The organism is Colwellia maritima (assembly GCF_022669015.1).
In the GTDB taxonomy this organism is placed as follows: Bacteria; Pseudomonadota; Gammaproteobacteria; order Enterobacterales; family Alteromonadaceae; genus Colwellia; species Colwellia maritima.
This window is the reverse complement of record NZ_JAKKSL010000001.1, coordinates 602,008-628,133: the sequence shown is the minus strand read 5'-3', so window position 1 is coordinate 628,133 and position 26,126 is coordinate 602,008. Positions and strand designations below refer to the sequence as shown.

The 26,126-nt window shown below is 37.0% G+C and carries 30 protein-coding genes and 6 pseudogenes; 13 read left to right on the top strand and 23 right to left on the bottom strand.

The genetic code is table 11. The features are described 5' to 3' along the window. Positions 1-172: 172 nt before the first annotated feature. Both acuR and acuI read left to right on the top strand, forming a co-directional pair. Positions 173-805, top strand: coding sequence for an acrylate utilization transcriptional regulator AcuR (acuR, locus tag L3081_RS03125; RefSeq protein WP_242283362.1), 633 nt, complete (start codon positions 173-175; stop codon positions 803-805). Between the two features lie 44 nt (positions 806-849). Next, complete coding sequence (gene acuI / locus L3081_RS03120; protein ID WP_242283359.1) at positions 850-1,833, top strand: acrylyl-CoA reductase (NADPH); 984 nt, start codon at positions 850-852, stop codon at positions 1,831-1,833. 37 nt (positions 1,834-1,870) lie between these two features. Here the strand turns inward: acuI and L3081_RS03115 are convergent, their stop codons facing one another. Further along, a complete protein-coding gene (locus L3081_RS03115) occupies positions 1,871-2,359 on the bottom strand; it encodes a helix-turn-helix transcriptional regulator (RefSeq protein ID WP_242283358.1) in 489 nt (162 codons plus the stop codon). Positions 2,360-2,626: 267 nt separating this feature from the next. Between L3081_RS03115 and L3081_RS03110 the strand changes: the two genes are divergently transcribed. Further along, a complete protein-coding gene (locus L3081_RS03110) occupies positions 2,627-3,058 on the top strand; it encodes a cytochrome b/b6 domain-containing protein (RefSeq protein ID WP_242283356.1) in 432 nt (143 codons plus the stop codon). Next, positions 3,028-3,267 carry a hypothetical protein gene (locus L3081_RS03105; RefSeq protein WP_242283354.1) on the top strand — a complete coding sequence of 80 codons (240 nt, stop codon included), beginning with the start codon at positions 3,028-3,030 and terminating at the stop codon, positions 3,265-3,267. The genes L3081_RS03110 and L3081_RS03105 overlap by 31 nt, the downstream gene beginning before the upstream one ends. Positions 3,268-3,328: 61 nt before the next feature. On the opposite strand, the pseudogene L3081_RS03100 reads toward L3081_RS03105, so the two are convergent. From L3081_RS03100 to L3081_RS03090, 3 genes and pseudogenes are all read right to left on the bottom strand, one after another. Then, positions 3,329-4,610: pseudogene (locus tag L3081_RS03100) on the bottom strand (TRAP transporter large permease). Continuing rightward, complete coding sequence (locus L3081_RS03095) at positions 4,610-5,140, bottom strand: TRAP transporter small permease subunit (protein ID WP_242283352.1); 531 nt, start codon at positions 5,138-5,140, stop codon at positions 4,610-4,612. Before L3081_RS03095 ends, L3081_RS03100 begins: the two are co-directional and overlap by 1 nt. 108 nt (positions 5,141-5,248) lie before the next feature. After that, positions 5,249-6,337 carry a TRAP transporter substrate-binding protein gene (locus tag L3081_RS03090; protein ID WP_242283350.1) on the bottom strand — a complete coding sequence of 363 codons (1,089 nt, stop codon included), beginning with the start codon at positions 6,335-6,337 and terminating at the stop codon, positions 5,249-5,251. A gap of 365 nt (positions 6,338-6,702) precedes the next feature. On the opposite strand from L3081_RS03090, the gene L3081_RS03085 reads away from it, so the two are divergent. The 3 genes from L3081_RS03085 (at position 6,703) to L3081_RS03075 (ending at position 8,700) form a co-directional block, all read left to right on the top strand. Further along, positions 6,703-7,827, top strand: a complete 1,125-nt coding sequence (locus L3081_RS03085) for a cache domain-containing protein (RefSeq protein ID WP_242283349.1) — start codon at positions 6,703-6,705, stop codon at positions 7,825-7,827. Positions 7,828-8,042: 215 nt separating this feature from the next. Next, entirely contained in the window at positions 8,043-8,606 is a 564-nt protein-coding gene (locus L3081_RS03080; RefSeq protein ID WP_242283347.1) for a response regulator transcription factor, read from the top strand. Beyond that, the gene (locus L3081_RS03075; RefSeq protein WP_338027249.1) at positions 8,587-8,700 is read left to right on the top strand and encodes a LuxR C-terminal-related transcriptional regulator; all 114 of its coding nucleotides are present in this window, start codon (positions 8,587-8,589) and stop codon (positions 8,698-8,700) included. Before L3081_RS03080 ends, L3081_RS03075 begins: the two co-directional genes overlap by 20 nt. A 96-nt stretch (positions 8,701-8,796) precedes the next feature. On the opposite strand, the pseudogene ubiA reads toward L3081_RS03075, so the two are convergent. Both ubiA and L3081_RS03065 read right to left on the bottom strand, forming a co-directional pair. Beyond that, positions 8,797-9,659: pseudogene (gene ubiA, locus L3081_RS03070) on the bottom strand (4-hydroxybenzoate octaprenyltransferase). Then, positions 9,652-10,254, bottom strand: a complete 603-nt coding sequence (locus L3081_RS03065) for a chorismate--pyruvate lyase family protein (RefSeq protein ID WP_242283345.1) — start codon at positions 10,252-10,254, stop codon at positions 9,652-9,654. Before L3081_RS03065 ends, ubiA begins: the two are co-directional and overlap by 8 nt. 171 nt (positions 10,255-10,425) lie before the next feature. Between L3081_RS03065 and L3081_RS03060 the strand changes: the two genes are divergently transcribed. After that, positions 10,426-10,803: a flagellar basal body-associated protein FliL gene (locus L3081_RS03060; protein WP_242283343.1), complete on the top strand. Its 378-nt coding sequence runs from the start codon at positions 10,426-10,428 to the stop codon at positions 10,801-10,803. Between the two features lie 161 nt (positions 10,804-10,964). Here L3081_RS03060 and L3081_RS03055 read toward each other — a convergent pair whose 3' ends face one another. After that, positions 10,965-11,342, bottom strand: a complete 378-nt coding sequence (locus L3081_RS03055) for an OmpA family protein (protein WP_338027248.1) — start codon at positions 11,340-11,342, stop codon at positions 10,965-10,967. A gap of 76 nt (positions 11,343-11,418) precedes the next feature. Between L3081_RS03055 and L3081_RS03050 the strand changes: the two genes are divergently transcribed. Then, a complete protein-coding gene (locus L3081_RS03050; protein ID WP_242283338.1) occupies positions 11,419-11,577 on the top strand; it encodes a hypothetical protein in 159 nt (52 codons plus the stop codon). Here the strand turns inward: L3081_RS03050 and L3081_RS03045 are convergent. The 6 genes and pseudogenes from L3081_RS03045 to L3081_RS03020 form a co-directional block, all read right to left on the bottom strand. Continuing rightward, positions 11,552-12,082 (bottom strand): hypothetical protein, encoded by a 531-nt coding sequence (locus tag L3081_RS03045; RefSeq protein ID WP_242283337.1) that lies wholly within the window; start codon positions 12,080-12,082, stop codon positions 11,552-11,554. The genes L3081_RS03050 and L3081_RS03045 overlap by 26 nt on opposite strands. 59 nt (positions 12,083-12,141) lie before the next feature. Next, positions 12,142-13,044, bottom strand: a complete 903-nt coding sequence (glpG, locus tag L3081_RS03040) for a rhomboid family intramembrane serine protease GlpG (protein ID WP_242283336.1) — start codon at positions 13,042-13,044, stop codon at positions 12,142-12,144. A 13-nt stretch (positions 13,045-13,057) separates the two neighbouring features. Further along, complete coding sequence (gene glpE, locus L3081_RS03035) at positions 13,058-13,390, bottom strand: thiosulfate sulfurtransferase GlpE (RefSeq protein ID WP_338027088.1); 333 nt, start codon at positions 13,388-13,390, stop codon at positions 13,058-13,060. Continuing rightward, positions 13,390-14,417, bottom strand: a pseudogene (gene tdh / locus L3081_RS03030) (L-threonine 3-dehydrogenase). The gene glpE and the pseudogene tdh overlap by 1 nt, the downstream one beginning before the upstream one ends. Before the next feature lie 14 nt (positions 14,418-14,431). Further along, positions 14,432-15,632: pseudogene (locus L3081_RS03025) on the bottom strand (glycine C-acetyltransferase). A gap of 177 nt (positions 15,633-15,809) precedes the next feature. Next, positions 15,810-16,601 carry an alpha/beta hydrolase family protein gene (locus tag L3081_RS03020; protein ID WP_242283334.1) on the bottom strand — a complete coding sequence of 264 codons (792 nt, stop codon included), beginning with the start codon at positions 16,599-16,601 and terminating at the stop codon, positions 15,810-15,812. Between the two features lie 120 nt (positions 16,602-16,721). Between L3081_RS03020 and waaA the strand changes: the two genes are divergently transcribed. Both waaA and L3081_RS28880 read left to right on the top strand, forming a co-directional pair. After that, positions 16,722-18,017, top strand: a complete 1,296-nt coding sequence (gene waaA, locus L3081_RS03015; RefSeq protein ID WP_242283332.1) for a lipid IV(A) 3-deoxy-D-manno-octulosonic acid transferase — start codon at positions 16,722-16,724, stop codon at positions 18,015-18,017. Between the two features lie 8 nt (positions 18,018-18,025). Then, positions 18,026-18,774 (top strand): annotated as a pseudogene (locus tag L3081_RS28880) (3-deoxy-D-manno-octulosonic acid kinase). Here the strand turns inward: L3081_RS28880 and L3081_RS03000 are convergent. Continuing rightward, a complete protein-coding gene (locus L3081_RS03000; protein ID WP_242283330.1) occupies positions 18,771-19,436 on the bottom strand; it encodes a TetR/AcrR family transcriptional regulator in 666 nt (221 codons plus the stop codon). The pseudogene L3081_RS28880 and the gene L3081_RS03000 sit on opposite strands and share 4 nt — an antisense overlap. Positions 19,437-19,694: 258 nt before the next feature. Here L3081_RS03000 and coaD point away from each other — a divergent pair. After that, positions 19,695-20,170, top strand: a pseudogene (coaD, locus tag L3081_RS02995) (pantetheine-phosphate adenylyltransferase). A 171-nt stretch (positions 20,171-20,341) separates the two neighbouring features. Here coaD and mutM read toward each other — a convergent pair. The 9 genes from mutM to radC all read right to left on the bottom strand — a co-directional run bounded on the left by mutM (position 20,342) and on the right by radC (position 24,791). Continuing rightward, positions 20,342-21,157, bottom strand: a complete 816-nt coding sequence (gene mutM / locus L3081_RS02990; protein ID WP_242283328.1) for a bifunctional DNA-formamidopyrimidine glycosylase/DNA-(apurinic or apyrimidinic site) lyase — start codon at positions 21,155-21,157, stop codon at positions 20,342-20,344. Between the two features lie 9 nt (positions 21,158-21,166). Beyond that, positions 21,167-21,337 carry a hypothetical protein gene (locus L3081_RS02985; protein ID WP_242283326.1) on the bottom strand — a complete coding sequence of 57 codons (171 nt, stop codon included), beginning with the start codon at positions 21,335-21,337 and terminating at the stop codon, positions 21,167-21,169. Beyond that, positions 21,315-21,662, bottom strand: a complete 348-nt coding sequence (locus tag L3081_RS02980; protein ID WP_242283325.1) for a hypothetical protein — start codon at positions 21,660-21,662, stop codon at positions 21,315-21,317. The genes L3081_RS02985 and L3081_RS02980 overlap by 23 nt, the downstream gene beginning before the upstream one ends. 157 nt (positions 21,663-21,819) lie before the next feature. Further along, entirely contained in the window at positions 21,820-21,975 is a 156-nt protein-coding gene (gene rpmG / locus L3081_RS02975; RefSeq protein ID WP_033078277.1) for a 50S ribosomal protein L33, read from the bottom strand. 20 nt (positions 21,976-21,995) lie between these two features. Continuing rightward, positions 21,996-22,232 (bottom strand): 50S ribosomal protein L28, encoded by a 237-nt coding sequence (gene rpmB, locus L3081_RS02970; RefSeq protein WP_159822134.1) that lies wholly within the window; start codon positions 22,230-22,232, stop codon positions 21,996-21,998. Between the two features lie 280 nt (positions 22,233-22,512). Next, on the bottom strand, positions 22,513-22,911 hold the full coding sequence (locus L3081_RS02965) for a hypothetical protein (RefSeq protein ID WP_242283323.1): 399 nt from the start codon (positions 22,909-22,911) through the stop codon (positions 22,513-22,515). Further along, positions 22,898-23,566, bottom strand: coding sequence for an AAA family ATPase (locus L3081_RS02960; RefSeq protein WP_242283322.1), 669 nt, complete (start codon positions 23,564-23,566; stop codon positions 22,898-22,900). The genes L3081_RS02965 and L3081_RS02960 overlap by 14 nt, the downstream gene beginning before the upstream one ends. A gap of 98 nt (positions 23,567-23,664) precedes the next feature. Further along, entirely contained in the window at positions 23,665-23,976 is a 312-nt protein-coding gene (locus tag L3081_RS02955) for a PilZ domain-containing protein (protein WP_242283320.1), read from the bottom strand. An 86-nt stretch (positions 23,977-24,062) separates the two neighbouring features. Beyond that, positions 24,063-24,791: a RadC family protein gene (gene radC, locus L3081_RS02950; protein WP_242283319.1), complete on the bottom strand. Its 729-nt coding sequence runs from the start codon at positions 24,789-24,791 to the stop codon at positions 24,063-24,065. Positions 24,792-24,902: 111 nt separating this feature from the next. On the opposite strand from radC, the gene coaBC reads away from it, so the two are divergent. Next, entirely contained in the window at positions 24,903-26,108 is a 1,206-nt protein-coding gene (gene coaBC / locus L3081_RS02945; protein ID WP_242283318.1) for a bifunctional phosphopantothenoylcysteine decarboxylase/phosphopantothenate--cysteine ligase CoaBC, read from the top strand. Positions 26,109-26,126 lie beyond the last annotated feature (18 nt).

Here is a 26,126-nt window from a genome sequence, read left to right as displayed (position 1 = left end):
ACGAATAAAATAGTTGTTAATAATATTGGAGCGCTATTTGTTTGAAAAGTCAATAAAATAAACTCGGTACACAAAACTAATGAAGCAAGAATAAAGCAACCGATCTCCTCCAAATATGTGAGCGTTTAAAAATAACTTGCATTTAATTAGACGATCGGTCTATTATATAAAAATGAATTTACCTATATCAAAACCACGCCGTGGTAGACCACCAAAAGTAATACGTGAAAATCACGATACTAAAGCCGAATTAATTCGCAGTGGTCTTGAACAACTTACTGAATGCGGCTTTGCTTCATCAGGTATTGATCAGATTTTAAAAAAGGTTAAGGTGCCAAAGGGCTCTTTTTATCATTACTTTGCAAGTAAAGAAGCCTTTGGTCAGGCGGTTATTGAAAGTTATGCCAATTATTTTGCCCGTAAATTAGATAATTGTTTATTAGATGAATCCTATACGCCACTAACCCGTCTACATAATTTTGTGGAAGGCGCCAAAATAGGTATGGCTCGTCATCAATTTAAACGTGGTTGTTTAGTGGGAAATCTAGGGCAAGAAATCGATTTATTGCCCGAAAGTTTTAGACAACAATTAATCGATATATTTCATAATTGGCAACACCGTTTAGCTAATTGCCTTAAAGCAGCACAAAAGCAGAATGAGATTTCAAACACTGCCGATTGCGATCTATTAGCTGAGATTTTTTGGGTTGTTTGGGAAGGCGCGGTAAGTCGTGCAAAATTACAACAAGACAACAAACCTTTAGACAATTTCTTTACTCACTTTGTAACGACATTGCCTAAATAAAATTTCCACCATTTATAGACGATCAGTCTAAATTAGAGAGTATAATGTTCCAAGGTATACTAATCGAAAAAGATGACCAAGGTTATCGATCAACAGTCACAAATATTAATGAAAGCATATTGCCAGAAGGTGATGTTACCGTTAATGTTTCTCATAGCACACTTAATTATAAAGATGCACTAGCAATTACTGGCAAAGGACCTGTTGTGCGTTCTTTCCCTATGATTCCAGGGATTGATCTCGTGGGTACAGTTGAACACAGCGATTGCGATAAGTTCAAGGTAGGTGATAGTGTTTTACTTAATGGTTTCGGTGTAGGTGAAACACACTGCGGCGGTTTGGCTCAAAAAGCGCGTTTAAAAAGTGAATGGTTAATTCCACTGCCAAAAGCCTTTTCACCACGTCAAGCTATGGCTATCGGTACTGCTTGTTACACAGCCATGTTATGCGTTATTGCCCTAGAAAAAAATGGAATTACGCCAGACAAAGGTGATATTTTGGTTACTGGTGCTAATGGTGGCGTGGGGAGCTTTTCAATCGCTATCTTAGCAAAATTAGGCTACAAGGTTGTTGCTTCTACTGGTAGGCTTGATGAAGCTGACTATCTAAAAAAACTAGGGGCAACTGAAGTAATCGATCGTAACACATTATCAGAGCCAGGTAGACCATTAGGCAAAGAACGTTGGGCCGGAGCAATAGATTCGGTCGGTAGCCATACACTAGCTAATGTCTGCGCTAGCACACAATACGGCGGCGTGGTCGCAGCATGTGGTTTAGCGCAAGGTATGGACTTCCCTGCGACAGTAGCCCCTTTTATTTTACGTGGTGTCACATTAGCAGGTATTGACAGTGTAATGCGCCCACTAGCAGATAGAATAGAAGCATGGAAACGCCTTGCCCTTATTCTTGACCCTAGCGTATTAGAAGATATTTCTAGCGACATTAAATTAAGTGAGGTGGTTAACGTTGCCGACGACTTAATATCGGGTAAAGTACGTGGTCGTGTCGTTGTAGAAATTAATCAATAAGCACTATTTTTATGTAGCTGTTTCAATTAAAAAATAGCTACATAAAATCCGCTAAAAACCATGCGGCAAATTCATGTCTACCTTCAACATTCGCTTTACTATAGATAATGGAGCCCTGTTGTCGTACGGTTTTTTCTTTAGTATTTCTAACACTGCTAATTTCTCTAAAACTCAAGCCTTTAAGCAATAACATCGCCACTTCTTGCTCACTTGGGGTAAGTGACCATTGCTTGAATTGATTTTGAATAACTGTGCTGTATTCTGAACGTGCATTTTTCATTTCATCTGAAATATGTCTTAAATTATCATCTGAGATCAATAATGCTTGCTTTAGTTTTGAAATATCAGCTGTTCTGGCTCTAATATCTTTTATTAAAAATAATGCACCTATACCGGCCCCAACAATCACTAAACTTTCAAATATTATATGCCAACTAGGAACACCCAAAGAAATATCTGTTAGTACATCTAGCAAATTTAAAGTCATCATACCGAGTAATATTATCGCGATGATTTTGTCTCTCATAAAATACCAAATATCAAAAAGTTACCAACTCATGGTACAAGTGTACCCTGATAAAAATGAATTAAAAACAATAAACCCTGCGTTTGTCTAATGCTGCTACTCAAATAAACAAGTACACTAACATTATACGCTATGTTATTTTTTAAAGCGTTGTTCTATTTCACTATCAGTCATAAAAAAGGGGCTTAAAATGGCCGAAAACGTAAACAAGTTTTCGTGTGGAGTGCTAAAGTACGATTATTTCACTGGATAAATGTAACCGCAATTATGCTTCTCCTTTTCGTGGGGATCATCATTTTAAATGCTAAATCATTTGGCGTTAGCACTGATGGTAAAATTTTATTAAAAACGATCCATGTAATCATAGGATATGTCTTTGCTGTCAACTTGTTTATTAGATTTGTCATCGGTTTTACAGGTAAAGACCACGAACGTTGGAAAAATATTTTACCCTTTAATAAAGGTTTCAAACAGGAGTTAGTTGATTTCAAGCAGCATAAACAATCAACCTATAAAGGCCATAATCCGGCCGGTAAATTAATGGTTTTTGCTTTATTCTTTTTGATGTTAACACAAGCAATTTCTGGATTAGTTATTGCGGGTACAGACATATATTACCCCCTTTTGGAAATTATTTTGCCCAAAGTATCGCTGCAGATAAGCAGAATGTGGATGCCATTAAACCTTACTCAAAAGTGAATGTGGATGAAGCAGCTTATAAAACAATGCGCGATATTCGCAAACCCTTTATTACCGCGCATGTTTATGCCTTTTATGGGCTTATTTTTCTGATTCCATTACATATTTTGGGTGTACTAATTGCAGAAAGAAGGGAAAAAACCGCTTTGGTTTCTGCCATGATTACTGGCTATAAATATCTACCAGATGATCACCAAGAAAAATTATAATTCTCTTCATACAAAGCAAGGTTAATTTAGGATATACCTCCCTAAATTAACCTTGCCTAAATCAAGCAATAATCAAGTACTCAGGGAAGAGAACAACCAACAACAACACTAATATTTGCATCGCTATAAAGGGAATAACGCCTTTATATATCGTAGTTGTTTTCATCCATTTGGGCGCAACGCCTTTTAAATAGAATAAACTAAACCCGAAAGGTGGTGTTAAGAAGGAGGTTTGTAAATTCATTGATATTAAAATCGCAAACCATACCAAGTTAATATCTAACGCAATAGCAACAGGTAGCAAAATAGGAACAACTAAAAAAGCAATTTCAATAAAATCAATGAAGAAACCTAATACTAATATAGCCAACATCGATAATGCTATAAATGTCCATTTCCCACCAGGTAAATCCATAAAGAAGTCTTCAATGAGGTATTCGCTACCAGAATAACTAAATACCATTGAAAATGCGGTTGCACCAATTAACACAGCAAAAACCATTGATGTTACTTTAACTGTCTCTTTCGACACTTCATGCATTTTAGGAAAAGTGAAACTTCCGTAAAATATAGAAAGTATGATGGCACCAACAGCGCCAATGGCTGATGATTCAGTCGGTGTAGCTATACCGGCGAATATTGAGCCAAGTACAATCAGAATTAGCACTAACGGGGGCACAATATCTTTTAAGGCTTGTAGCATTAATTCTCGTTTGCTTTCAGTAACCTCAATAGGGGGCATGAATTCAGGCTTAATCTTTCCTAATATTATAATATATAAGGTATAAAAGCCGACTAACATTAATCCAGGCAGCATAGCAGCACGGAATAAGTCACCAACAGGTACCCCCATAACATCACCCAAAATAATTAAGATGATAGAAGGTGGGATAATTTGTCCTAACGTACCCGAGGCACAAATAACCCCTGCAGCCGTTGGTTGATGGTAATTATTTTTTAACATTACAGGTAAAGAAATAACACCCATGGCAACAACACTTGCCCCTACCACACCCGTTGATGCAGCTAACAAAGCACCAACAATAATAGTAGACACAGCAACACCACCCGCTATACCACCAAATAGTTTAGCTGACGATTCTAATAATCGTTCTGCCAAACCTGTTTTTTGCAAAACAATGCCCATAAAAATAAACATGGGCACAGCCATCAGAATGGTATTTTCCATAATTGCCATAATGCGATATGGCATAAATTCAAATAAATCTACACCGAGGACAGCAACCCCAACAAGAAGTGAGACACCAAAGAAACGTAAACGCAACAGAATAACCGAAGAATAAAAATACTAGCGCGATACCAAAAAGTACTAAACCTGTCATTATACTTCTCCCTGATGATGCTTCTCAGGCACTATAATGCCACGTAATATAAGAATATTACTCAGGACTACATGAAAAATAGATAACACTAATAAAAAAGAAGACAAAGGAATTACCGCGCGAACAATCCAACGGTGAGGTAATCCTCCTGGGTCACCACTACCTTCACCGATAGTATAAGCTTCTAACGCATAGCCATAACCATAGTAAAGTATTAATAACGTTATAGGTAAGGCAAACAAGAGCGAGCCAAAAATATTAATTAATGCCTGTTTTTTAGGTGTCATAGCATCATAAAATATATCGACTCTTACATGTGCATCTTCTTTTAATGTATAAGCAATACCAAACATAAACATTGCCGCAAATAAATGCCACTCTAGCTCCTGCATTCCTATATTTACGTCATTAAAAAAGTAACGCATGATTACGTCATAAAAAACATTGGCGATCATCAGCAGCATTAAAAGGCTACAGAGGTTCCCTAATGCATCGATAATTTTTGTGATTAGTTTCAGGCTAGCATTCATGTTTGACTCATATTTTCTAAAAAAAGCGCGGTTAAAAACCGCGCCTAGGTTACTTAGTAAAACAACTTAAGCGATTAACTCAAGTACTTATATTACTTAAGTGATTAGCTACTTAGCATCAAAGTTATCAAGGTAAGCTCTATCAGATAAGTTGGTCCATGCGCGTACTTTGTCTTTATAGTCGTTTAATGATTTTAAAATCTTCGCTGTCATTGGATCTTTAGCAGCAAACTCAGCTAACAACTCATCGTTAGTTTGTTTAATTTTATTCATTAGCGGTTTTGGAAAAGAACGCATTTTCACATTGGGGTAGTCTTTTTGTAGTGTGTCTAGATTCACCGCACTTTCATGCATCGATTGAGCATACATATCATAGGCTGCAGCTTTCATAGCAACGGTTAGAATTTGTTGTAGATCTTTAGGTAAAGAGTTAAACGCTTTTTCATTAACCATAAATTGTAATTCAGTACCAGGCTCATGCCAACCAGTGTAGTAGTAAGGTGCAATTTTATGGAAACCCATGCGTAGATCTAACGAAGGTCCAACCCATTCTAACGCGTCAATTGTATTACGCTCTAGTGCTGTGTATAGCTCACCAGATGGTATATTCGTTGGTTTTGCACCTAATTTTGCTAATACTTCACCAAAGAAACCTGGAATACGCATTTTTAACCCTTGAAGATCTTCAACACTATTGATTTCTTTTTTGAACCAACCGCCCATTTGGTTACCCGTGTTGCCACCAGGGAATGATAAGATACCGTATTGATCATAAACTTCTTTCATTAATTCCATGCCGCCACCGTAGTAGAACCAAGCATATTGCTCAGAAGCAATCATGCCAAAAGGCACCGTGGTAAAAAACATAGTATTGAAATTTTTACCTTTCCAATAATACGAGGCAGAGTGACCCATTTGATACTGACCACTTTTAACAAAGTCAAAAATACCTAAAGCAGATTTGTGTTTATTTGATGAGTCAATGCGAATATCTAAACGGCCATTTGACATTTCTTTGACCATTTTCACCATGTTTTTTGTGGTATCACCAAATACAGGAAAGTTTGGCCCCCAAGTTTCGGCCAGTTTCCAACGATATTTCTTACCATCATCAGCCATCGCCGCACTTGACAGTCCTAATGCAGACAACCCAAGCGACACGATAAGTGCTGCCTTTAAAAAAATTGATTTTTTCATCTGTTTTTCCTTTAACTTGTTGTAATTTAATTATTTATTATATTCAAACTGTTTTATATTACCCTAATCATGCTTAGTAGCATTTAACCACAATAATATAATTATCAAAGGATGGCTATCCGTGCAAACACGTAAGACTAAAGTCGTAGTTCTAAAAATCCGCTGTTCTACTAGTGATTTAAAGCGAAATTTGTAATGATAAATAATGCTATTTTTTGGTGACTATTCGAATGATTTTACCTTTACGCCTCTTTTATATTACGGTTATTCAAGTGATATTAACGTCTATTGTCATCTTTTTTTTCGTCAGTAGTGAGTATCGCGCACTCTCTAATTATAACTTACAGACATTAAAAACTTTTTTAATGAACCAGAAAAAACAAGAATTACAAAATTATACTTCCCTCGCCCGTGCCGCAATAAAACACATTCACCCTGCTGATAAAAATGAAAATAACATTCAACAAGTGGCCATTCAAAAATTACTAAATCAATTATTATACAATGGTGATGACGGTTACTTTTTTGCGTATGACGATCAGGGAATCAATATCGCACATCCCAAGGAGCCCTATAGAATAGGAAAAAGTTGGTGGGATTTAGAAGATGATAGCGGAAACAAGATTATTCAACAGTTAATTAGTAATGCGAAAGTCGGCGGCGGCTTTCTACAATACCAATGGAGCAAACCGTCCAATCAAAGCACATCAAATAAAATGAGCTATTCAACTTACTTAGAAGAATGGCAATGGATCTTGGGGACAGGGGTGTATCTTGATGATGTTAACCAACAGTTAGCCTCACTGCAGCAAAAAATTGATCAACACATTAATAAAACTAAACAAATTATTCTGATCATCTCTCTCAGTTCGATATTTATTATATTTTTGTTAGGTTTGGTGATCAATTTAAGTAATAAGAAAAAAGCAGACAAAAAAATTAATGAATTAGGGCAAAAAATTGTCAACCTACAAGAAGAGCAACATCGACATATTTCCCGTGAATTACACGACGGTATAGTACAAATACTCGTCTCAATACAATATTCTATTGAAGCCACCACAATATTTTTAAGCCAATCTAAACAGGAAAAACCTAAACCTCTCGCTGACGCTGAAAAAAACCTCAAAATTGCCATACAAGAAGTAAGACGCATTTCTCACAATTTGCACCCTAGAATACTTGATGAGTTAGGCTTATCTGCCGGCATTGCCGCACTGGCCAAAGAGTTTTCAAAACAAACCCACATTGAAATTAGCTTTACCAAGCCTAAGTTGAGAAAATTATTGCCCGACAATATTAATATTAGCCTTTATCGTGTTGTACAAGAGTCGTTAATTAATATTGAAAAGCATGCTAAAGCAACACATATTACTATTGACTTGGCCATTGAGAATAAGTGGCTAACGTTAACCATAACAGACAATGGTATTGGTTTTAGTGGTAGCAAAAAAATAAAACGGGGGCGCCTCTCGAGTCTTTTGGTATAGGTTTACGAAACTTAACTGAACGTATTGAATATCATTGTGGGCAGCTCAAAGTGTGTACGTCAAATAAAGGGACAAGTATTAGTGCTAATATACCTACCCATGTATTTGCTTATTACTTTAATAGTAGTGCGCAAAAAAACAGTAATAGAAAGGCAATACTTTAAAAACTAATCCTATAAACCATTTGATCTCAAGATAACTAGAAAGGAAATAGCATGCCAAATTCAGTCACGAATACACAAGTAACATCAGTGCTACTTGTTGATGATCATCCTATGGTTCAGGATGGATTAACGGCCTGTTTATCTTATTATCATGACATTAATATTATTGGCACAACACAAGATGGTAAAAGTGCCCTTGCGAAAGCATTAACATTAAAACCTGATGTTATTTTAATGGACATTAGTATGCCCGATATGAATGGCATAGATGCTACTGAGATTATTACTGAGCAATTAACGTCTACCAAAGTCCTGATTTTTAGCATGCATGACAGTTTGGAGTTTGTTAACAGTGCCATGCAAGCCGGCGCTTCCGGTTATATTTTAAAAGATACTGGCTCAGCAGAAGTGTATACCGCAATTAAAGCCGTTGCATCGGGAAAAACTTATTTTAGCCCATCCATTGCAGCTGCATTGGCTGAAAATCCACAAGAAGAAGAAGAAGAAAAAACAAAATTAACTACTCGAGAACAAGTGATATTAGCTTATATAGCCCAGGGATTATCTAACAAAGCTGTAGCAAAAATGCTTTGGAATAAGTTTTCGGACAGTTGAAGCACATCGCCGTAATATCAAAGCCAAATTACAAATAGAATGTTTGGCTGATTTAATTAGATATGCCGTTAATCATGGTTTAATTGATAGTTAACTTGAGCTAGATACGGCTTAACAAATCTTCTGTAGTGGCTATTTTTACTAACTTCTTCGTTAAGTTCCTAACGGTACAACGCACGAATCAATACTATTATAAATACTCAACAAATATACCAATAAATACAACCATACCTACCCAATGGTTATGTAAAAAAGCTTGAAAGCACTTATCTCGCTCTCGGTTACTAATCAATAGTTGTTGATAACTAAACAAACCTGCTGTCACAACCAAGCTTAATTGATAAGGCCGCCAAACGCCAATATATCACCGACAGTAAACAATATAGCCAACACAAGTAACTGGATAAAACCGATAATTCGTTTGTCATTTTCCCCAAATAAAATTGCGGTTGATTTCACACCTATTTTTATATCATCATCTCTGTCAACCATGGCATACATAGTATCGTAAGCAATAGTCCATAATACATTGGCTGAAAACAACAACCAAGCGATCGTAGGTATTTCCCCTTGAGCCTCCGAAAAAGCCATTATCATCCCCCAACTAAAAGCAGCACCAAGTACAACTTGAGGCAACTGGGTATAACGCTTCATAAAGGGGTATGATGCGGCTAGCAGTAGTGCAACCACAGACAAATAAATGGTCGGCCAACTTAATGTCAACACTAGTCCTAAAGCAATACCGATCAGCAACCCAAAGAGGCTAACAGCTTCATCTTTACTCATTAATCCCGAAACTAATGGTCTATTTTTAGTACGCTCAACCTTACCGTCAACCTTTATGTCGGCTATATCATTAACGACACAACCAACACTACGCATAACAAAAACGCCCAAACTGAAGATAATAAATAAGTAAAGTTGCGGCCAACCATCACTAGCAATCCATAAGGCCCAATACGTTGGCCATAACAATAAGTAAGTCCCTATTGGCTTATCCATGCGTGTAATGAGCTTAATTGCCTGCCATTTTTGCGTGAACATATTAAGCATGTTTAGCCTCTGAGTTTTCTGCTATTTGATAGGCAAAGGCACCGGGTAAAAACACTTCTGCCACCATTAACGGCTTACCTTCTAAAACAAATATGGAACGTCGTCCCCAAAGGTTTTCTGCTACCGGAGTTAAATTGTCAGTACAGGCTAATTTTTTAACCATTTTTACCACTGTGCTAGTAGCGTCGAATTCGGCAACCTCAATCACTTGCCTTTTTAACGAGGGATTATTAAACAGCACTTGTCCTAATGACTGTGTGCCTAAATTAGCCAAAGCTTGCTCTTTTCCTGTTAAGCTAGCTATAGGCAATAAGCTTCGCGCAAAAACTTGCGGTTTATCATCACAATAAAGCAACACTTCTCTAACTAATACGTCTGCATCCTGAGGAATAAGTGGCACTGCTTCGCTTTCTTGACAGGACTCAATACGTTGTCCCGGCAATTCAATTCTAAATTGCTCGCAATTAGATTTTAATCGCGCGGTAAGTGATTTGGGATCAAGAAGCCAACGCTTTAGATTCTCATCTAGAGAGAACTTATCTGCGTCGTGCCATTGGGTAGACAAAGTAACAGGAAACAATGATTGCAAATTCATAAACTAAAAGCCAAATTAAAACCGAGGTGATGATAACATTGTTTTTACAGGAACTCATTTCACCCTATAAGTAAAATGTTAAAAAAAGTAATATTTTTTCAAGCAAATGATTACTTTCAGGTTATGATAAGAGGTGTACCTGTTTATTGCTTTAATTCAAGAAGTAACCTTATGTTTAAATATTTATTAATGATAACTTGTTTGTTGATGCCTTTAACCTCGAAAAGCTCTGATTATGCTTACTTTGGTTTTGAGCCTGATATAGTCACTAACTATATAACCACCAAGAAAAAAATGGGTTTTGTGCGCTTAACTGTTGAGTTAATGGTACCCAGTGAAAGCATCGAAATAGTCGAACACCATTCACCTTTATTACGTGATGCTATTATTGATATTATTGGTAAACAGCCTGAAGAAACGATTAAATCAATCAAAGGGCGTTCTGAAATACAGTTAAAATGCGAAGAGAAAATCAAAGCTTTGCTTATTAAAGAAACTGGGCAGCCCTTAATCAAAAAACTCTTATTTACTCAATGGTTAGATAATTAATCTGAGATCTAAGGTGGGAATAAATTTAATAGAATGGGTATATCTAAATCTAAATCTAAAAAATAATAAAGCCAAAGAGATTTCTTTGGCTTTATATAACGAAAGTCTTGATAAGTATTGGCGATAACACCAATACTTATTCTAAATAAAATAAATGATTACTATCTAGCAACCGGTACTTTTTTAGTTAACTCTACTTTCGCTTCTATTCTACGGTTTACAGCATGAGCAGCGGTATCGCCTAAATCAATTAAACGTTCTTCACCATAACCTACCGCAGATAAACGGTCGCTAGCAATGTTAAATTTATTTACTAACACATCAACCACTGCTTCTGCACGTTGTTGAGATATTTTTTGGTTATAAGCAGAACTACCTACTTTTGAGGTATGCCCTTCAATAACTAATGATAGTTCAGGATAATTCTTTAACACTTCAGCCATTTTTTGAATTTCTGGTATATATTGCGCTTTGATAACGGCTTTATTGTTATCAAAGTTAACAAGAAGCTCTACTCTGTCTGACTCTTCGCTAAAGATAGTACAGCCATTTTCATCGACTTTATCTGTGATTGGCGTATCAGCACACTGATCATTTTTATCTGATACACCATCATTGTCGCTATCTTTATCTGAAGACGTAACTGCTGCGACAAGTGAAGCACCTACAGCTGCTGCTTTATCAAATACTGAACGTTCTTTTTTAACTGGAGATGCGTCTGCTTCATCACCAAAAAAGTATATAAAACCTAAACGTAGGGCAGTATCTTTATAATGGCCAGAAAATTCGTAATGCCCTTTACCTTCGAAATAAATTGCAGTACGTTCGTTAAGATAATGACGGTAGCCAAGACACCCAAATTTAGTGATGGGTCTTCTTGACCAATATCTAAGTAACCTAGACCTCCAAGTACGTAGAAGTTTTGTTTTTTCGGAAAATATAAGGCATCTACGCCGGCCACATAAGGTTTATCAAAAAAACTATAATGTTTATCTAAGTTAATTTGGCTTGCAGAGAATCTAAATTCTGTTGATTCGGTAATACGATAACCTAATTCAGCACCAAAACCACTACCATGGCTAGAAGTAGCATAAGGGTCTGTTGCTTTATAAGGGTCTGAAGGTTTACGATCATTGTCTGTGTTGATACGAAGTAAATGCGCACCACCGTAGAATTTACCCACAAGATCTTCGGCTAAAGGTTGTTCATTAGCAAACGCAGATGAGATTAGAAGAGGTGTAGATAAAAGTAAAGTTGTTAAACCTAATAGCTTTTTCATGAGTTAATTTCCATTTTAAATGTTACAAAGATATAAGTTAGGCATATTTTAACAGCTTATTAATGTTTGCGTACTGTTTTTTTGTCACTTTTAACATGAAATACTGCTAATAAGCAGCCTGAAATCAATCCCAGTAAATGGGCGGTATTGGCAACATTGACGGGTAATAAATCAGCAAAACCCAAGATTAACCAAAAAAGTAAGAAAACAATAATGGGTTTTGATAAAAACAAACCTTTTTCAGGCGCTAAATAACCATACCACCACACAAAACCAACTAACGCATAAACAACCCCAGACAAACCGCCAAAATTGGCACCTGAAACAAAAAATTGCCCAAAATTTGAGACAATAGCAGAAATTAACAACAAGTTAATAAGTATTCCTTTTCCTAATGTTTTTTCAATACTGCCCCCTAATTGCCACCACCACATGGTATTAAAAACAATATGTAATAAAGAGAAATGGAGAAAAATAGGGCTAAGAATACGCCAAGGTTCTGTTGTAAGAGTTCCTAAAGATAAAGAAGGATAAAACTGTAATAACGTAAATAATGGGCGTGCTCCGCCTAAATTACTACCGATAAAAACCAACCAACAAAAAGCAAACACCAACAAAGTGATTATACCTGCATGAGCGAGAAAATTATCTTTAAAGCTAGATAACAGCGTAGAATCTTGCTGATTAAGCGTAACGGTTTCACCATGTTGCCAAGCTGCTTGTTGATATTTTGCATCAAATGGGCTTTTAATAAAATGTTCAAACTCAATTTTAGCTTGCTCCATTTTATCTTGCTGACAATAAACCGTATGTCCCTGTTTACTTTGCACCACATCCTTATCTACTGGCTCAGTTACAACATAAGCCTCAATATCCAACGTGAGCAAATAATTTGCAAAAAGTAACGCAATATTATGTTGTTCTAGCTGCACTAAAGGCTGCAAGTGTTTAGGTTCAGACATTAGGGCTCAATTTTTAACGTGAAACTTGATCAGGGTATTGCAATTGCCATTGAGTAAAACCACCATCTAGCGAGTATACTTGAGTGAAGTCTTGGCTAACAAGAAATTGTGCCGCTTGCTGACTAGAATGCCCATGGTAGCAACAAACAACTACAGGTACATCAGGATCGGCTTCACGTAAAAAATCAGCTAAATTTTCATTAGTTAAATGCAATGCATTACTTATACGGCCATTAGCAAATGAAGTTTCATCACGTATATCCACTACCACATGCGTATTGTCATTAAGTACATCATGCAAATCAACGACTTGCATGTGCTTAAACGTTTCTTGGTTATCTGACACTATTTCTCCCAATTTAAAATAACTTTACCTGATTGTCCTGACCGCATCACATCAAATCCTTGTTGGAAATCATCAATAGCGTAATGATGAGTGATTATAGGTGATAAATCTAAGCCCGATTGTATAAGACTAGCCATTTTATACCAAGTTTCAAACATTTCGCGACCATAAATACCTTTTATGGTTAAACCTTTAAAGATTATTTGACTCCAATCTATGGCCATATCTTTACCCGGAATACCGAGCATAGCGATTTTACCACCATTATTCATATTGTCTAACATGCTAGTGAATGCCATTGGTACACCTGACATTTCCATCCCAACATCAAACCCTTCTGTCATGCCTAATTCGCTCATTACATCAGTTAAATTTTCTTTTGAAACGTCAACAGCACGTGTTACACCCATTTTTTTAGCTAAAGCTAGACGGTATTCATTAATATCAGTGATCACTACATGACGAGCTCCCACGTGCTTTGCAACGGCGGCGGCCATAATACCAATAGGCCCGGACCGGTGATTAATACATCTTCACCCACTAAATCAAATGATAAGGCTGTATGAACCGCATTACCGAACGGATCAAAAACGGCGGCTAAATCATCAGAAATTTCATCAGGCAATTTAAAGGCATTATAAGCAGGAATAACAAGGTATTCAGCAAAAGCACCAGCTCTATTCACACCTACCCCAACCGTATTTCGGCATAAATGCGTACGTCCACCACGACAATTACGACAATGACCACAAGTAATATGGCCCTCGCCTGAAACACGATCGCCCAAGGCAAAACCTCTAACTTCTTGGCCAATACCAACCACTTCACCAAGATATTCATGCCCAACAACCATAGGTACAGGTATCGTGGTTTTCGCCCACTCATCCCAATTGTAAATATGAATATCGGTACCACAAATGGCGGTTTTCTTAATTTTAATTAACAGATCATTATGCCCCATTTCAGGCTTATCTGTTTCAGTTAGCCAAATCCCTTGCTCTGGTTTTAGTTTTGATAATGATTTCATAATATTTTCTCGTCTTAGCTAATCACATTCATTTCTTTGCCTATACGGATAAAGGCTGAAATAGCTTGATCTAATTGTTCTTTTGTATGTGCAGCTGAAATTTGAGTACGAATACGCGCTTGTCCTTTAGGTACGACAGGAAATGAAAAACCAATCACATAAATTCCTTCGGCTAACAATTTGTTTGCCATATCGCTAGCCACTTTTGCATCACCTAACATCACCGGCACGATGGCATGATCTGCCCCTGCACAAGTAAAACCGGCAGTTTCCATGTTTTCACGAAAGTAAGCCGTGTTTGCTTTCAGCGTTTTGCGTAACTCACCACCTTGCGCTAATAATGTTAAAACTTGCAATGACGCATTTACAATTGGCGGCGCAAGTGAGTTAGAAAATAAATAAGGACGTGAGCGTTGGCGCAACCACTCAATCACTTCTTTTTTAGCTGACGTATAACCACCTGAAGCACCCCCCATAGCTTTGCCTAAAGTGCCTGTTAAAATATCAACTCGACCCATCACCCGACAATATTCATGGCTACCACGGCCGTTTTCACCTACAAAACCGACAGCATGCGAGTCATCTACCATTACCATCGCATTATATTTATCGGCTAAATCACATACCCCTTTTAAATTAGCAATAACACCATCCATTGAAAATACGCCATCAGTCGCAATCAATTTAAAACGCGCTCCGGCCGGCATCAGCTTCAATTAAACACTGCTCTAATGCAGCCATATCATTGTTAGCATAACGAAAACGTTTTGCTTTACATAATCGAACACCATCAATAATTGAAGCATGATTAAGGGCATCACTGATAATCGCATCTTCAGCACCTAATAAGGTTTCAAACAAGCCTGCATTCGCATCAAAACAAGATGAATACAAAATAGTATCTTCCATGCCTAAAAACTCACTGATTCCTTGCTCTAAGGTTTTATGGATATCTTGTGTGCCACAAATAAAGCGGACAGAAGCCATACCAAAACCATGTTCATCTAATCCTTTTTTCGCTGCAGCAATAAGATCAGGATGATTTGCTAAACCTAAATAATTATTAGCACAAAAGTTAATGACTTGTTCTCCAGTGCTTACTGCTATTTTTGCTTGTTGGGCCGTGGTAATAACACGCTCTGCTTTATACAAGCCTTCCGCTTGAACTTGAGCGATTTGTTGCTTGGATATGATGATAGAAATTGACAGAATTATTTTTTGACATGTAAAAGCCTCAACACTAATAAATGAAAGAAAGATTAATAAATAATATGTGACGATTGTACGCTTAAACACTAATTTAAAAAAGACTACAATCGAACACGATTTGGTATAAAGCAAAATATACGTAACATTATTCTTACTATATACTATATATTTGTTTTTAATTCATCAATTAAGATTATCTTTTACCCAAATTGCGATCGCATTAGCAAGGTATTTTTTTCTATGAATGAGTTGATAATTATGAGATGTCCCTTTAAATATTTCCATTTTAGAATGTTTTTCCCCATTCCAAGTAAATAGCTCATCTGCCGTTTCATAGCTGTCTAAATGATTAACTGAGGTAATGAAATAAACAGGAATGTCGATGAGATTTTTATAACGTTCTTTATCACCATAAGTCATTTGTGGTGTGATCATTACCATTGAATTAAGTTGTACATTTTCCGCCAAAGCAACTGTGTATGCGGCACTACAACCACTTGAAACCACTGAGATCCCTTTACTTTTATCAATTTTTTTCACTAAAAATTGATAAGCCACCATTAAATCTTTGCTCCAGTGCGCTGTTATTCGTGCCATTTCACCTTGAAAACTCACGATATCTACCGCTTTATTTTTTGCCTTAATTCGTGAATAAGTTTGAGAAACACTTTCACCGTAGCCTCGAAGATCAACTAATAAAATATGTAATCCTTGTTCCGCTAGTTTATCCGCTACAACACTGTATGCACCGCGTTTATTTTCGCAATCATGTAATACTAGAACCCCACCTGAGCGATTATCTCCTGCATAATAGTCAGCAGAGAGTATAAATTCATCATTTGCACTAAGTTTTACTGGTAATACTTTAGGTGAAACTATTTCAGTAATATTGACCAATGGCTCAGTCGCTGCACTGTAAAAACTCACACTCAACATCATACTTGCTAGTACAATAATTGACCGTAAAAAGATCAACGAATTTAAACTAGCTTTAATATATTTTGAAATTACGCTGTTCATATGCATAGGTATTTGATCAAACTTAGGTATAATCTACCACAACCTTATCATAGAGCAATTAAAGCAGAATAATTTATGTTAGCACTACTCATATACCGAGTAATATTTTTCTTGCTGATGCCTTTTTTATTACTGGCTTTGTTATTTAGATCGCTCAATAATCCACACTATCGTTATCGTTTCAATGAACGTTTAGGGATGCTCCCTAAAGCTAATATTCCAAAGGCCTTTGGCAAAGGTGGTATTGTTGTGCATGCTGCCAGTGTTGGTGAAGTGATTGCTATCTCGCCTTTGGTAGAACAGCTCATACTGCAATATCCACATTTACCCATTACGGTCACTACTTTTACTCCAACGGGATCAGCACAAGTTAGCAAACAATTTGGAACACGCGTGCAACACACCTATTTACCCTTAGATGTAATGCCCTGTACTCTGTTGTTTTTAAATCGCTTACAGCCACAACTGATGATTTTTATGGAAACAGAATTATGGCCAAATTTGATTAATCAATGTGCCACAAAAAAGATAAAATTATTGCTTATCAATGGTCGTTTATCAGCCAAATCCATGAAAAGTTATCAAAAAATCAATGCGTTAATAAAACCAACAATAAATTGTTTCAACAAAATTTTATGCCAAAGCCATGATAACTTATATCATTTCTTGCAATTGGGTGCTGACGCTGACAAATGTAGCGTATCAGGCAACCTCAAATTTGATATGAGTATTAATGACACGGTTCTTGATAAACAAGCTAAATTAATGTCTATATTACCTAAAAATAGACTTATTTGGTTAGTTGCTAGCACCCATCCTGGCGACGAAGAAATCACATTAGCAGCCTTTAAACTAATCAAGAAAGTATTCCCCCCATTATTACTTGTGCTTGTGCCAAGACACCCTGAGCGTTTTAGTTCAGTCGCAAAACTCTGCGTGAACCAAGGTTATTCTCTTGCCAAGCGTAGTGACAACACCGTAGTAACCGAGCAAGATATTTGGTTACTAGATACCTTAGGTGAATTAATGGCTGCATATGCCTTAGCCGATATTATTACAATGGGTGGAAGTTTTAGCCATATTGGAGGGCATAATCCATTAGAGCCCGCTTTATTTAAAAAACCGATTATTGTCGGTCATGATATGCATAACTTCACCGAAATTTTAAGCCAATTGAAACAAAAGAATGCTGTGATACAGTTGCCAGATTCAGCTAATACTATTGACATTACATTAGCCCAAACGGTCATTAGCTTATTTGAAGATAAAGACGCAGCATATGAACTGGGATCTCTAGCACATAACGTGGTACTCAGTAACCAAGGTGCGACTAATAAAACGCTAACACAAGTGCATGAATTACTAAAGTGAATCAAACTATGTTACTACAAACACTAGAAATGGGGCCACATTACTGTCTATTTGATCACGATGAAATAGAAGAATTCAGTGCTAACATGTTATCCGAAACATATTGGCAAGAAGCAGATGCCATCACAGGCTCGGCCCAAGGTAGGGGCACTACATGGTTTGTACGATATAAAAATATTAAAAGCAAACAATCAAAGCACTGGGTATTACGCCATTATTACCGTGGAGGTCTTATTGGCAAAGTAATTCACGATAGCTACCTGTTTACTTCTCAAAGAAAAACCCGAGCAGCGCAAGAGTTTGCCCTGTTAGCACACATGCAAACGTTAGCATTGCCGCCCCAAAACCTATTGCATATCGCGTTACACGCCAGGGTTTATTCTATCAAGCAGATTTACTTAGTAGCCGTATTGAAAACGCGCAAGATTTGGTTGCTATATTATCAAAGCAAACCATATCAAGTACGTTATGGAAAAAAATTGGCAGGACAATTAAGCGTTTTCATGATCATAATATTTATCATCATGACTTAAATGCCCACAATATATTAATTGATGCAGATGAAAATGTTTTTTTAATCGACTTCGATCGCGGCGAAATCAGAACATCGAACCAAAGCCAGTGGCAAAAAAGTAATATGGCTAGACTGCAACGATCATTTTTAAAAGAAAAAAACAATTACCTAAATTCTACTGGACGCAAGAAAATTGGCCATTGTTACTTGAAGCATACCTTAAATAAAAACCAAAGCGTTTAGGACAAACACGCTTCTTGTTGGGCATCTTTGCAACGTTGTTGGTACATATCTCTCGCTTTTAACAATTCAGGCATAGCCGCTTCTGTTGTATAAGGGCGTAAAATAACCAATATTTTTAATACTCCCTGATAAAACACGGAATCATTAATTTCATTATCAATATTTTGTGTTTGATAAAAACTCACCCAAAACGTATTAATTATACGTAAGATACTTACCATATCAGGCAATTCTTCATCCTGGAAATTAATAATATTTGCATTTCTAAGTGAAATTAATAATTGACTAACACGCTCAGCAATTGAGTGCTGAACTTCAACATATTTTTCACGCAAACTTGGGTTTTTATCTAATAAAACAGGTAAATTGCTATAAAAGAATCTGAATTTTAATAGCATTTGGAATACCGCATCCATATAAAGGATGATAGCATCAAGGGGTTTTACGTCACTACTTACTTTAGGGAAAGTATCCGGTAATAAATTACGCGCATACTCTTCGTATATAGACAAAATAATGTCTTCTTTATTACGAAAATGATAATACAAATTACCTGGGCTTATACCTAAATGTGCAGCGATATGATTGGTGGTGACATTTCGCTCTCCTTGCTCATTAAATAACGCAATGCTCGCCTGGATTATTTTATCACGGGTTTTCATAAAAGTTACTTCTTTCTTTTAATGTGAAATAGTTTAAATTGCCTACTATGATTTCTATCATACTATCAAAATTCACTAAACTTAAAGTTTTTTGAGTAAATACTTTAACATTTATTCAATATTAACCTGATCACTCAATTTTATTTGATTATTACGAATATATATCCATTTTATTATGTTTTTCACGTTAACACTTGTCACAAACTTAACTAAAACATTACAATGCCTTGGAATTCACCAATAAATGAAACCTAAAATATGAGCATAAGAGCAATTTACCCTGGCACATTCGATCCTGTCACAAATGGTCATTCTGATTTAATTGTTCGTGCTAGCCGCCTATTTGGCGAAGTGATTATTGGTGTCGCTTCCGCCCAAGTAAAAGACCTCGCTTTACACTGGAACAACGTGTCGACATGATTAAAGAAATAACCAAGCATTTAGATAATGTTACTGTCGTCGGGTTTAGTGGTTTATTGGTAGATTTTGCCAAACAGCACCAAGCCAAAGTACTGATACGAGGATTGCGCGCAGTATCCGATTTTGAATATGAATTTCAATTAGCAAATATGAATAGACGCTTGTCTCCAGATTTAGAAAGCGTATTTTTAACCCCGGCAGAAGGTAACTCATTCATTTCTTCAACGCTCGTCAAAGAAGTTGCCCTACATAAAGGCGATGTCAGTCAATTTGTCCACCCAACAGTGAAAGCGGCGCTTGAAAAGTTGTCTTAAGGATTGACCGCGCTTCAACGCCACAATACGTTCAAGCTTCACTGTTTTTTATAGCATTAATTACAGCATTTATTTCAATAACTAGAAAAATTGTTCTAATTAACGATGTAGTTGGTGATTTTAGCAAGTAGGAATGTTCACATAGTTACTGCGATTGGTATTATTCGCGGATTACGCTTGTCGGCAATTGGGGCAATAAACAGAGCTGCGGTTTGATTGCCTAATTTCAAGCAACGTTTCTTTGCATGTTAAACAGGCTTGTCCTGCACGACCGTAAACATAGAGAGATTGAGCAAAGTAACCTGGACGTCCATCCGCTTGAGTGAAGTCCTTTAATGTCGTACCACCTTGCTCAATTGCAGCACTAAGTACCTGCTTAATAATGTCAGTTAAGCGGTTATAGCGCTTTTTGCTCAGTTCACCTGCTTGCGTTGTGGGTAAAATACCAAGAAGAAATAAAGCTTCATTGGCATAAATATTTCCAACACCTACCACATTGTGGTTATTCATTAAAAAAGTCTTGATTGGCACTTTTCTATTTTGTGCTTTTTGATACAGTAGATCGTAACAAAAATCGTCACTTAACGGCTCTGGTCCTAGCTTACTTAGCAACCCTTGTTGGTCTTCGTGCTTATCTAGCCAAAGTACTGCTCCAAACCGCCTAGGATCATTTAAACGCATCACCGTCCCATTAATAAAGACCAGTTCAAAATGATCATGCTTAGCAACGGGAACTGTGTTATCAATAACACGAATCGTACCTGACATACCCAAATGTAAAAGCAACGTTCCGATATCAAAGCGCAATAATAAATACTTGGCCCGCCTATCGACCTCCAAAACTTTTGAACCAACAAGCTTTTGAACATCAACAGGGATAGGCCAACGTAATTGGGCGTTGCGCACAATTACTTTAGCGACTTCATTATTGACAACGTGAGGGCTTATGCCCAAACGACAAACTTCTACTTCTGGTAGTTCAGGCATTATTCAACCTCAATTGATAGGTATAAGCTGATGACTCGTTGCTGCAGGTAATGCTAGCCATAATTTTTTCTGTTGATTATACACAAGTAGCTGATCCGTTAAGGGGTAAAGCGTAAATTTTTGCTCTTGCGTATTACCTGCTAAACCAAGGGTAACATCAACACCAAAGAAGTCCCTCAACAACAATCTCCGCCGCTTGCACTAAACCACTACTTTGTTGCCAAGCAAACATTATTTGCTCTATTTGTTGATTAGTTAAGTCAAGTAAAACGCCTTGACTCGTCATTTGCCATGCCCTGCCTATACGTTCAAAAACTATTTTTTTATCGTCAGACGGCATGATTGTCAGCGTTAAAATAACACTATGCTCAGGTAACAGTAAGGTATCATTAGTATTATTATCATCTGGAAACAACCGATCATTCGTTGCATTGATTAACAAGATAATAATCATCACCGAAAATATAATGACATTATTCCATGCAGTTTTAGAGAGTTTCACCATTACTTTCTTTCATTAACAAATCAATGTCACCATCATACTTAAATTTTGATATAAAAAACATCAAGTCGGCGTTTTAACAAAGCAGAATTCCTCAGGAATTACGCACATAAAAAAACCCAGTAGAAACTGGGTTTTTTATTTTGATAAAGAAAATTAATTACTTAATTTTAGCTTCTTTATAAATCACGTGCTTACGAGCTTTTGGATCAAATTTTTTGATTTCCATTTTCTCTGGCATAGTCTTTTTATTTTTATCAGTAGTATAAAAATGACCTGTACCGGCACTAGATACTAAACGAATTTTATCGCGCATAATATTCTCCTAGAAAAGTTTTAAACTTTTTCGCCACGGGCACGGATATCAGTTAATACTGCATCAATACCTTTTTTATCGATAATACGCATTCCTTTCGGAGTTAAACGTAATTTAACGAAACGATTTTCACTCTCTACCCAAAAACGGTGAGATTGAAGGTTAGGTAAAAAACGACGACGAGTCGCGTTTCTTGCGTGAGAACGGTTGTTCCCTACGACTGGTTTCTTGCCTGTTACTTGGCAGACTTTAGACATTTGAGTCACTCCAAAATTAATATAGCTCGAGCTTGTTTCTTCTAAGGGTATTCCCCAAGACCGTCGCCTCAGGATCCTGAAAAAGGTGGCATATTATAGAGAAACTGAATAATGAATACTAGCCCTAAAAGGAAAAAGCTATAAAAAAGGCATCAACAAAAACAAAAGCATTTAAAATCAATCAATTAAAACTAAATCAAGCTTTAAAAGCACACTTATTGGCTAGTTTATGTCTGTTTTTTAAGTTGTTATTGGTCATTCTATTAACAAATAAGTCAATTTAACTGACATCTGATTCAAATAATTTTTTAATTTGCTCTTCTTGTTCTTTGTTTGATAGTTCGTCAATTAAAATACGAAGAATATGAGATTTAGCTAAATCCGCCTCCTCAGACAATTGTTGCAACTGTTCAATGGTCTTTTCACTTAAGGTAAAAGTCGCCCTCCGAAAAGGCTTTCCTTGCATATTTACCGCTTTTTTACGTTCAATTAGCTGTTTAGCATCATGAATAGCTTGCTTAAGGTTCATTTTTCCATGATTTTCATTACTGACAATTTGCGGCGAACCTTTAGCGTAATTATCGGCATCAGCAATAAATTCATCAATAGTGAACTGTTCTTTTACATTTTCCTTTGAATTTGATCTATCCTTGCTTTTTTTTAGATCAGATAAACTCATGAGCGTTGTCCGGTTTCATTGCCATTAACTCTTCTGCAATCGCTATCATCTCCGTTGCAGCTTTGCCTTCAGGATCGATTTCAATAACTGATGAGCCCTGCTCCTCACTGTCATCATAGATGTTACGGCTATAGGTTACTGCATTCAGTACGTTAATACCGTAGGAGCTACACACTTCTTTGGCTTCTAAAATTCGACTCGCTTGGTTGGGTAAAGATGGACATTGTGTAATAACGAAAGAAGCCATCATTTTCGGATTAACCATTTTACAGGTACTCAACATATCTTCCATATGGGGTACTGTTTTTAAATCACGTCGTTTGGGTCTTAGTGGGATAATAACATGATCAGCAACTGACATGGCTGCACGTAACGCCAAATTATCTTGCCCACCACAATCTACAATTACGTAATCATAATGCTGAGCTAAGCTAAGTAAGTCATTACGTATTTTACCGTAAAGTTGAATACAATTAATAGCAGGCAGAGAGGGGTCGCTATTGCGTGCTTGTATCCAGTCTGATGTGGTGCGCTGAGGGTCACAATCAACCATTAATACAATTGCATTTTTATTTCGAGCAAAATATACCGCTAAATTCTGCGCCAAACAGCTTTTTCCACTACCACCTTTTTCGCCACCCACTAATATCATCATATCTATTTCTTCCTAATACGACCAAGTAACCTAGCTGAGCCAGTATTGCTTGATTAATTTTTTATTATAGTACAAATATATAAAAATTCTTTTTGAGTCTATTTATCCAAGATTAACGCTATCTCAAACCAACCATTTTCTTGTTTATTACAACGTAAAACTTTGCAATATAACTTGTGGCTGTCGTCATTTCTATTCGGCGACTTAAACACTACATTTACGGCTGTTTTAAGAGGGATAGCAATATCACAATCAAGCTTTAAACCACCGCGAGCAAAGTCTATGCAGATTATTTTTTTGGTTCTTTCCTGACCATTTTCGTCAGTCCAAATGATATCAACTAGTTCTTTTTCCATATCAAGACGAAAAGAACTACGACGTTCCACGCCTCCATCACCTTTATCTTTCATCAGAAGATCCTATTGCTATGCGTAATACCTTAAACCTAACTGGCATTGCAATTTTTATCAAGTTAAATCATATCGTTTGATAGTGATTAACCAGACACTATTTCACCATGTTCGGCAAATGAATAACATTGATGCCCTGCAATAATCATATGATCAAGCACGCGCACATCAATAAGCTGTAATGCTTGCTCAAGCTTTTGGGTAATATGTTTATCAGCAATACTGGCCTCAGCAATACCTGAAGGGTGATTATGCGCCAAAATCACAGCCGCAGCATGATGTGTTAGCGCCTGTTCAACTACGACTCTTGGATAAACTGCAGCCGCATTTAATGTACCGAAGAACAGACGTTCGAATTTCAATACTTGGTGCTGATTATCTAAAAAAAGTACCGCAAAGACTTCTCTCGTTTCATTTCTCAATTCACTGATTAAATAATCACGTGTCGCTTGAGATGAAGTAAGCGCACTTCCTTGTTGGATGAGCTGTTCAGCCAAATAACGTTTCGACATTTCTAAACACGCTTGAAGCTGTACAAATTTAGCACTACCTAAACCATGGTGACGACAAAATTCATGTTGATTAGCGCGAAACACATTGGCTAGACTGCCAAAAGCCATTAATAAATTCCTCGATAAATCAACTACATTACAACCTTTTACACCTGTTCTTAAAAAAATAGCTAAAAGCTCGGCATCGCTTAAGCTCGCGGGCCCCAGACTTAGTAATTTTTCTCTGGGTCGCTCTTCGCTTGGCCAGTTTTTTAACGTTTGAACCTGCGGTTTACTTTGCAGTGCTAGATCTTCTTTACACATTGTCGGCTTCCTTGCTGTTTTTGTTAGTAATTATTTTTCAACTCTTTTTTCAAATAGTGTAAATAAATGCTATCGTATTCACCCTAATGATAAGTTTAAGATTAGCAGATTATGCAAATTTTACAGGATAAAAAAATTGTCCTTGGTATGAGTGGCGGAATCGCCGCGTATAAAATCCCAGAACTAGTCCGCAGACTAAAAGATCAAGGTGCTGATGTTCGAGTAGTTATGACCGAGGGAGCCAAAGCCTTTATAACGCCACTGACTTTACAAGCTGTGTCAGGCAATGCCGTTGCAGACAGCCTGCTTGATACCCAAGCAGAGCTAGCCATGGGCCATATCGAATTAGCGAAATGGGCTGATTTAATCATTATTGCCCCCGCCACTGCAGATATAATTGCCCGTATTACTGCCGGCATGGCAAATGATTTACTTTCCACCATTTGTTTAGCAACTAGCGCACCTATTGCCCTTGCCCCGGCAATGAATCAACAAATGTGGCATGCAACGGCAACACAAACTAATATAACCACGTTAACGGAACGCAATATCAAAATTTGGGGCCCCGGTAGTGGTGAGCAAGCTTGCGGTGATATTGGTTTAGGACGTATGTTAAACGTTGATGAATTAGTCTCTTTAAGTCATGATTTTTTTTGTGATAAATACTTACAGGGCCAACACTGGGTAATTACTGCCGGACCAACACGCGAAGCAATAGACCCTGTTCGTTATATTTCTAATCACAGTTCAGGGAAAATGGGCTATGCAATAGCACACGCAGCCATACGGGCGGGAGCAAAAGTTACCTTGATTTCTGGTCCCGTAAATATTAGCGCCCCCGTTGGCTGTCAACTAATCTCGGTTATCAGTGCAGAAGACATGCATCAACAAGCATTGAAGTTTGCGCCTGAAAGTACAACGTTTATTGCATGTGCAGCGGTTGCCGATTACCGAGTTGCCAATATAGCGAGTCAAAAAATTAAAAAAACGAACGATGCTATGCACCTTGAACTAGTTAAAAATCACGACATCGTCGCCGATGTTGCTTGTTTGCCAAACAAACCTTTTATGGTTGGCTTTGCGGCAGAAACTCAAAACATAGAAGCCTATGCACGTGGTAAATTAGTGAGAAAAAATTTAGACTTAATTGCCGCGAATGACGTAGCAAAATCAGGCCAAGGCTTTAACAGTGATGATAATGCCTTAATGCTATATAGCGCTATTGATAAAACTGAAATCCCCTTAGCAAATAAACAAATCGTTGCACAAAAGTTGGTTTCCTTAATTAATCAACACTACCTAGCTAAGCAAATCTAAGCAAACAACACCTAATAA

Bases quoted from the DNA above. Each gene is read 5' to 3' on its own strand.
- L3081_RS02960 (WP_242283322.1), bottom strand. From the start codon at position 23,566: ATGATGATATTAGTGGGTGGCGAAAAAGGTGGTAGTGGAAAAAGCTGT.
- L3081_RS03065 (WP_242283345.1), bottom strand. From the start codon at position 10,254: ATGAATTTGCAATCATTGTTTCCTGTTACTTTGTCTACCCAATGGCAC.
- L3081_RS02965 (WP_242283323.1), bottom strand. From the start codon at position 22,911: ATGAGTTTATCTGATCTAAAAAAAAGCAAGGATAGATCAAATTCAAAG.
- rpmB (WP_159822134.1), bottom strand. From the start codon at position 22,232: ATGTCTAAAGTCTGCCAAGTAACAGGCAAGAAACCAGTCGTAGGGAAC.
- coaBC (WP_242283318.1), top strand. From the start codon at position 24,903: ATGCAAATTTTACAGGATAAAAAAATTGTCCTTGGTATGAGTGGCGGA.
- radC (WP_242283319.1), bottom strand. From the start codon at position 24,791: ATGTGTAAAGAAGATCTAGCACTGCAAAGTAAACCGCAGGTTCAAACG.
- L3081_RS03095 (WP_242283352.1), bottom strand. From the start codon at position 5,140: ATGAATGCTAGCCTGAAACTAATCACAAAAATTATCGATGCATTAGGG.
- acuR (WP_242283362.1), top strand. From the start codon at position 173: ATGAATTTACCTATATCAAAACCACGCCGTGGTAGACCACCAAAAGTA.
- L3081_RS03000 (WP_242283330.1), bottom strand. From the start codon at position 19,436: ATGAAAACCCGTGATAAAATAATCCAGGCGAGCATTGCGTTATTTAAT.
- L3081_RS03060 (WP_242283343.1), top strand. From the start codon at position 10,426: ATGTTTAAATATTTATTAATGATAACTTGTTTGTTGATGCCTTTAACC.
- rpmG (WP_033078277.1), bottom strand. From the start codon at position 21,975: ATGCGCGATAAAATTCGTTTAGTATCTAGTGCCGGTACAGGTCATTTT.
- L3081_RS03090 (WP_242283350.1), bottom strand. From the start codon at position 6,337: ATGAAAAAATCAATTTTTTTAAAGGCAGCACTTATCGTGTCGCTTGGG.
- L3081_RS03045 (WP_242283337.1), bottom strand. From the start codon at position 12,082: ATGAAAAAGCTATTAGGTTTAACAACTTTACTTTTATCTACACCTCTT.
- L3081_RS03080 (WP_242283347.1), top strand. From the start codon at position 8,043: ATGCCAAATTCAGTCACGAATACACAAGTAACATCAGTGCTACTTGTT.
- glpG (WP_242283336.1), bottom strand. From the start codon at position 13,044: ATGTCTGAACCTAAACACTTGCAGCCTTTAGTGCAGCTAGAACAACAT.
- L3081_RS02980 (WP_242283325.1), bottom strand. From the start codon at position 21,662: ATGGTGAAACTCTCTAAAACTGCATGGAATAATGTCATTATATTTTCG.
- L3081_RS03115 (WP_242283358.1), bottom strand. From the start codon at position 2,359: ATGAGAGACAAAATCATCGCGATAATATTACTCGGTATGATGACTTTA.
- mutM (WP_242283328.1), bottom strand. From the start codon at position 21,157: ATGCCTGAACTACCAGAAGTAGAAGTTTGTCGTTTGGGCATAAGCCCT.
- waaA (WP_242283332.1), top strand. From the start codon at position 16,722: ATGTTAGCACTACTCATATACCGAGTAATATTTTTCTTGCTGATGCCT.
- L3081_RS02955 (WP_242283320.1), bottom strand. From the start codon at position 23,976: ATGAAAGATAAAGGTGATGGAGGCGTGGAACGTCGTAGTTCTTTTCGT.
- L3081_RS03110 (WP_242283356.1), top strand. From the start codon at position 2,627: ATGCTTCTCCTTTTCGTGGGGATCATCATTTTAAATGCTAAATCATTT.
- acuI (WP_242283359.1), top strand. From the start codon at position 850: ATGTTCCAAGGTATACTAATCGAAAAAGATGACCAAGGTTATCGATCA.
- L3081_RS03085 (WP_242283349.1), top strand. From the start codon at position 6,703: ATGAACCAGAAAAAACAAGAATTACAAAATTATACTTCCCTCGCCCGT.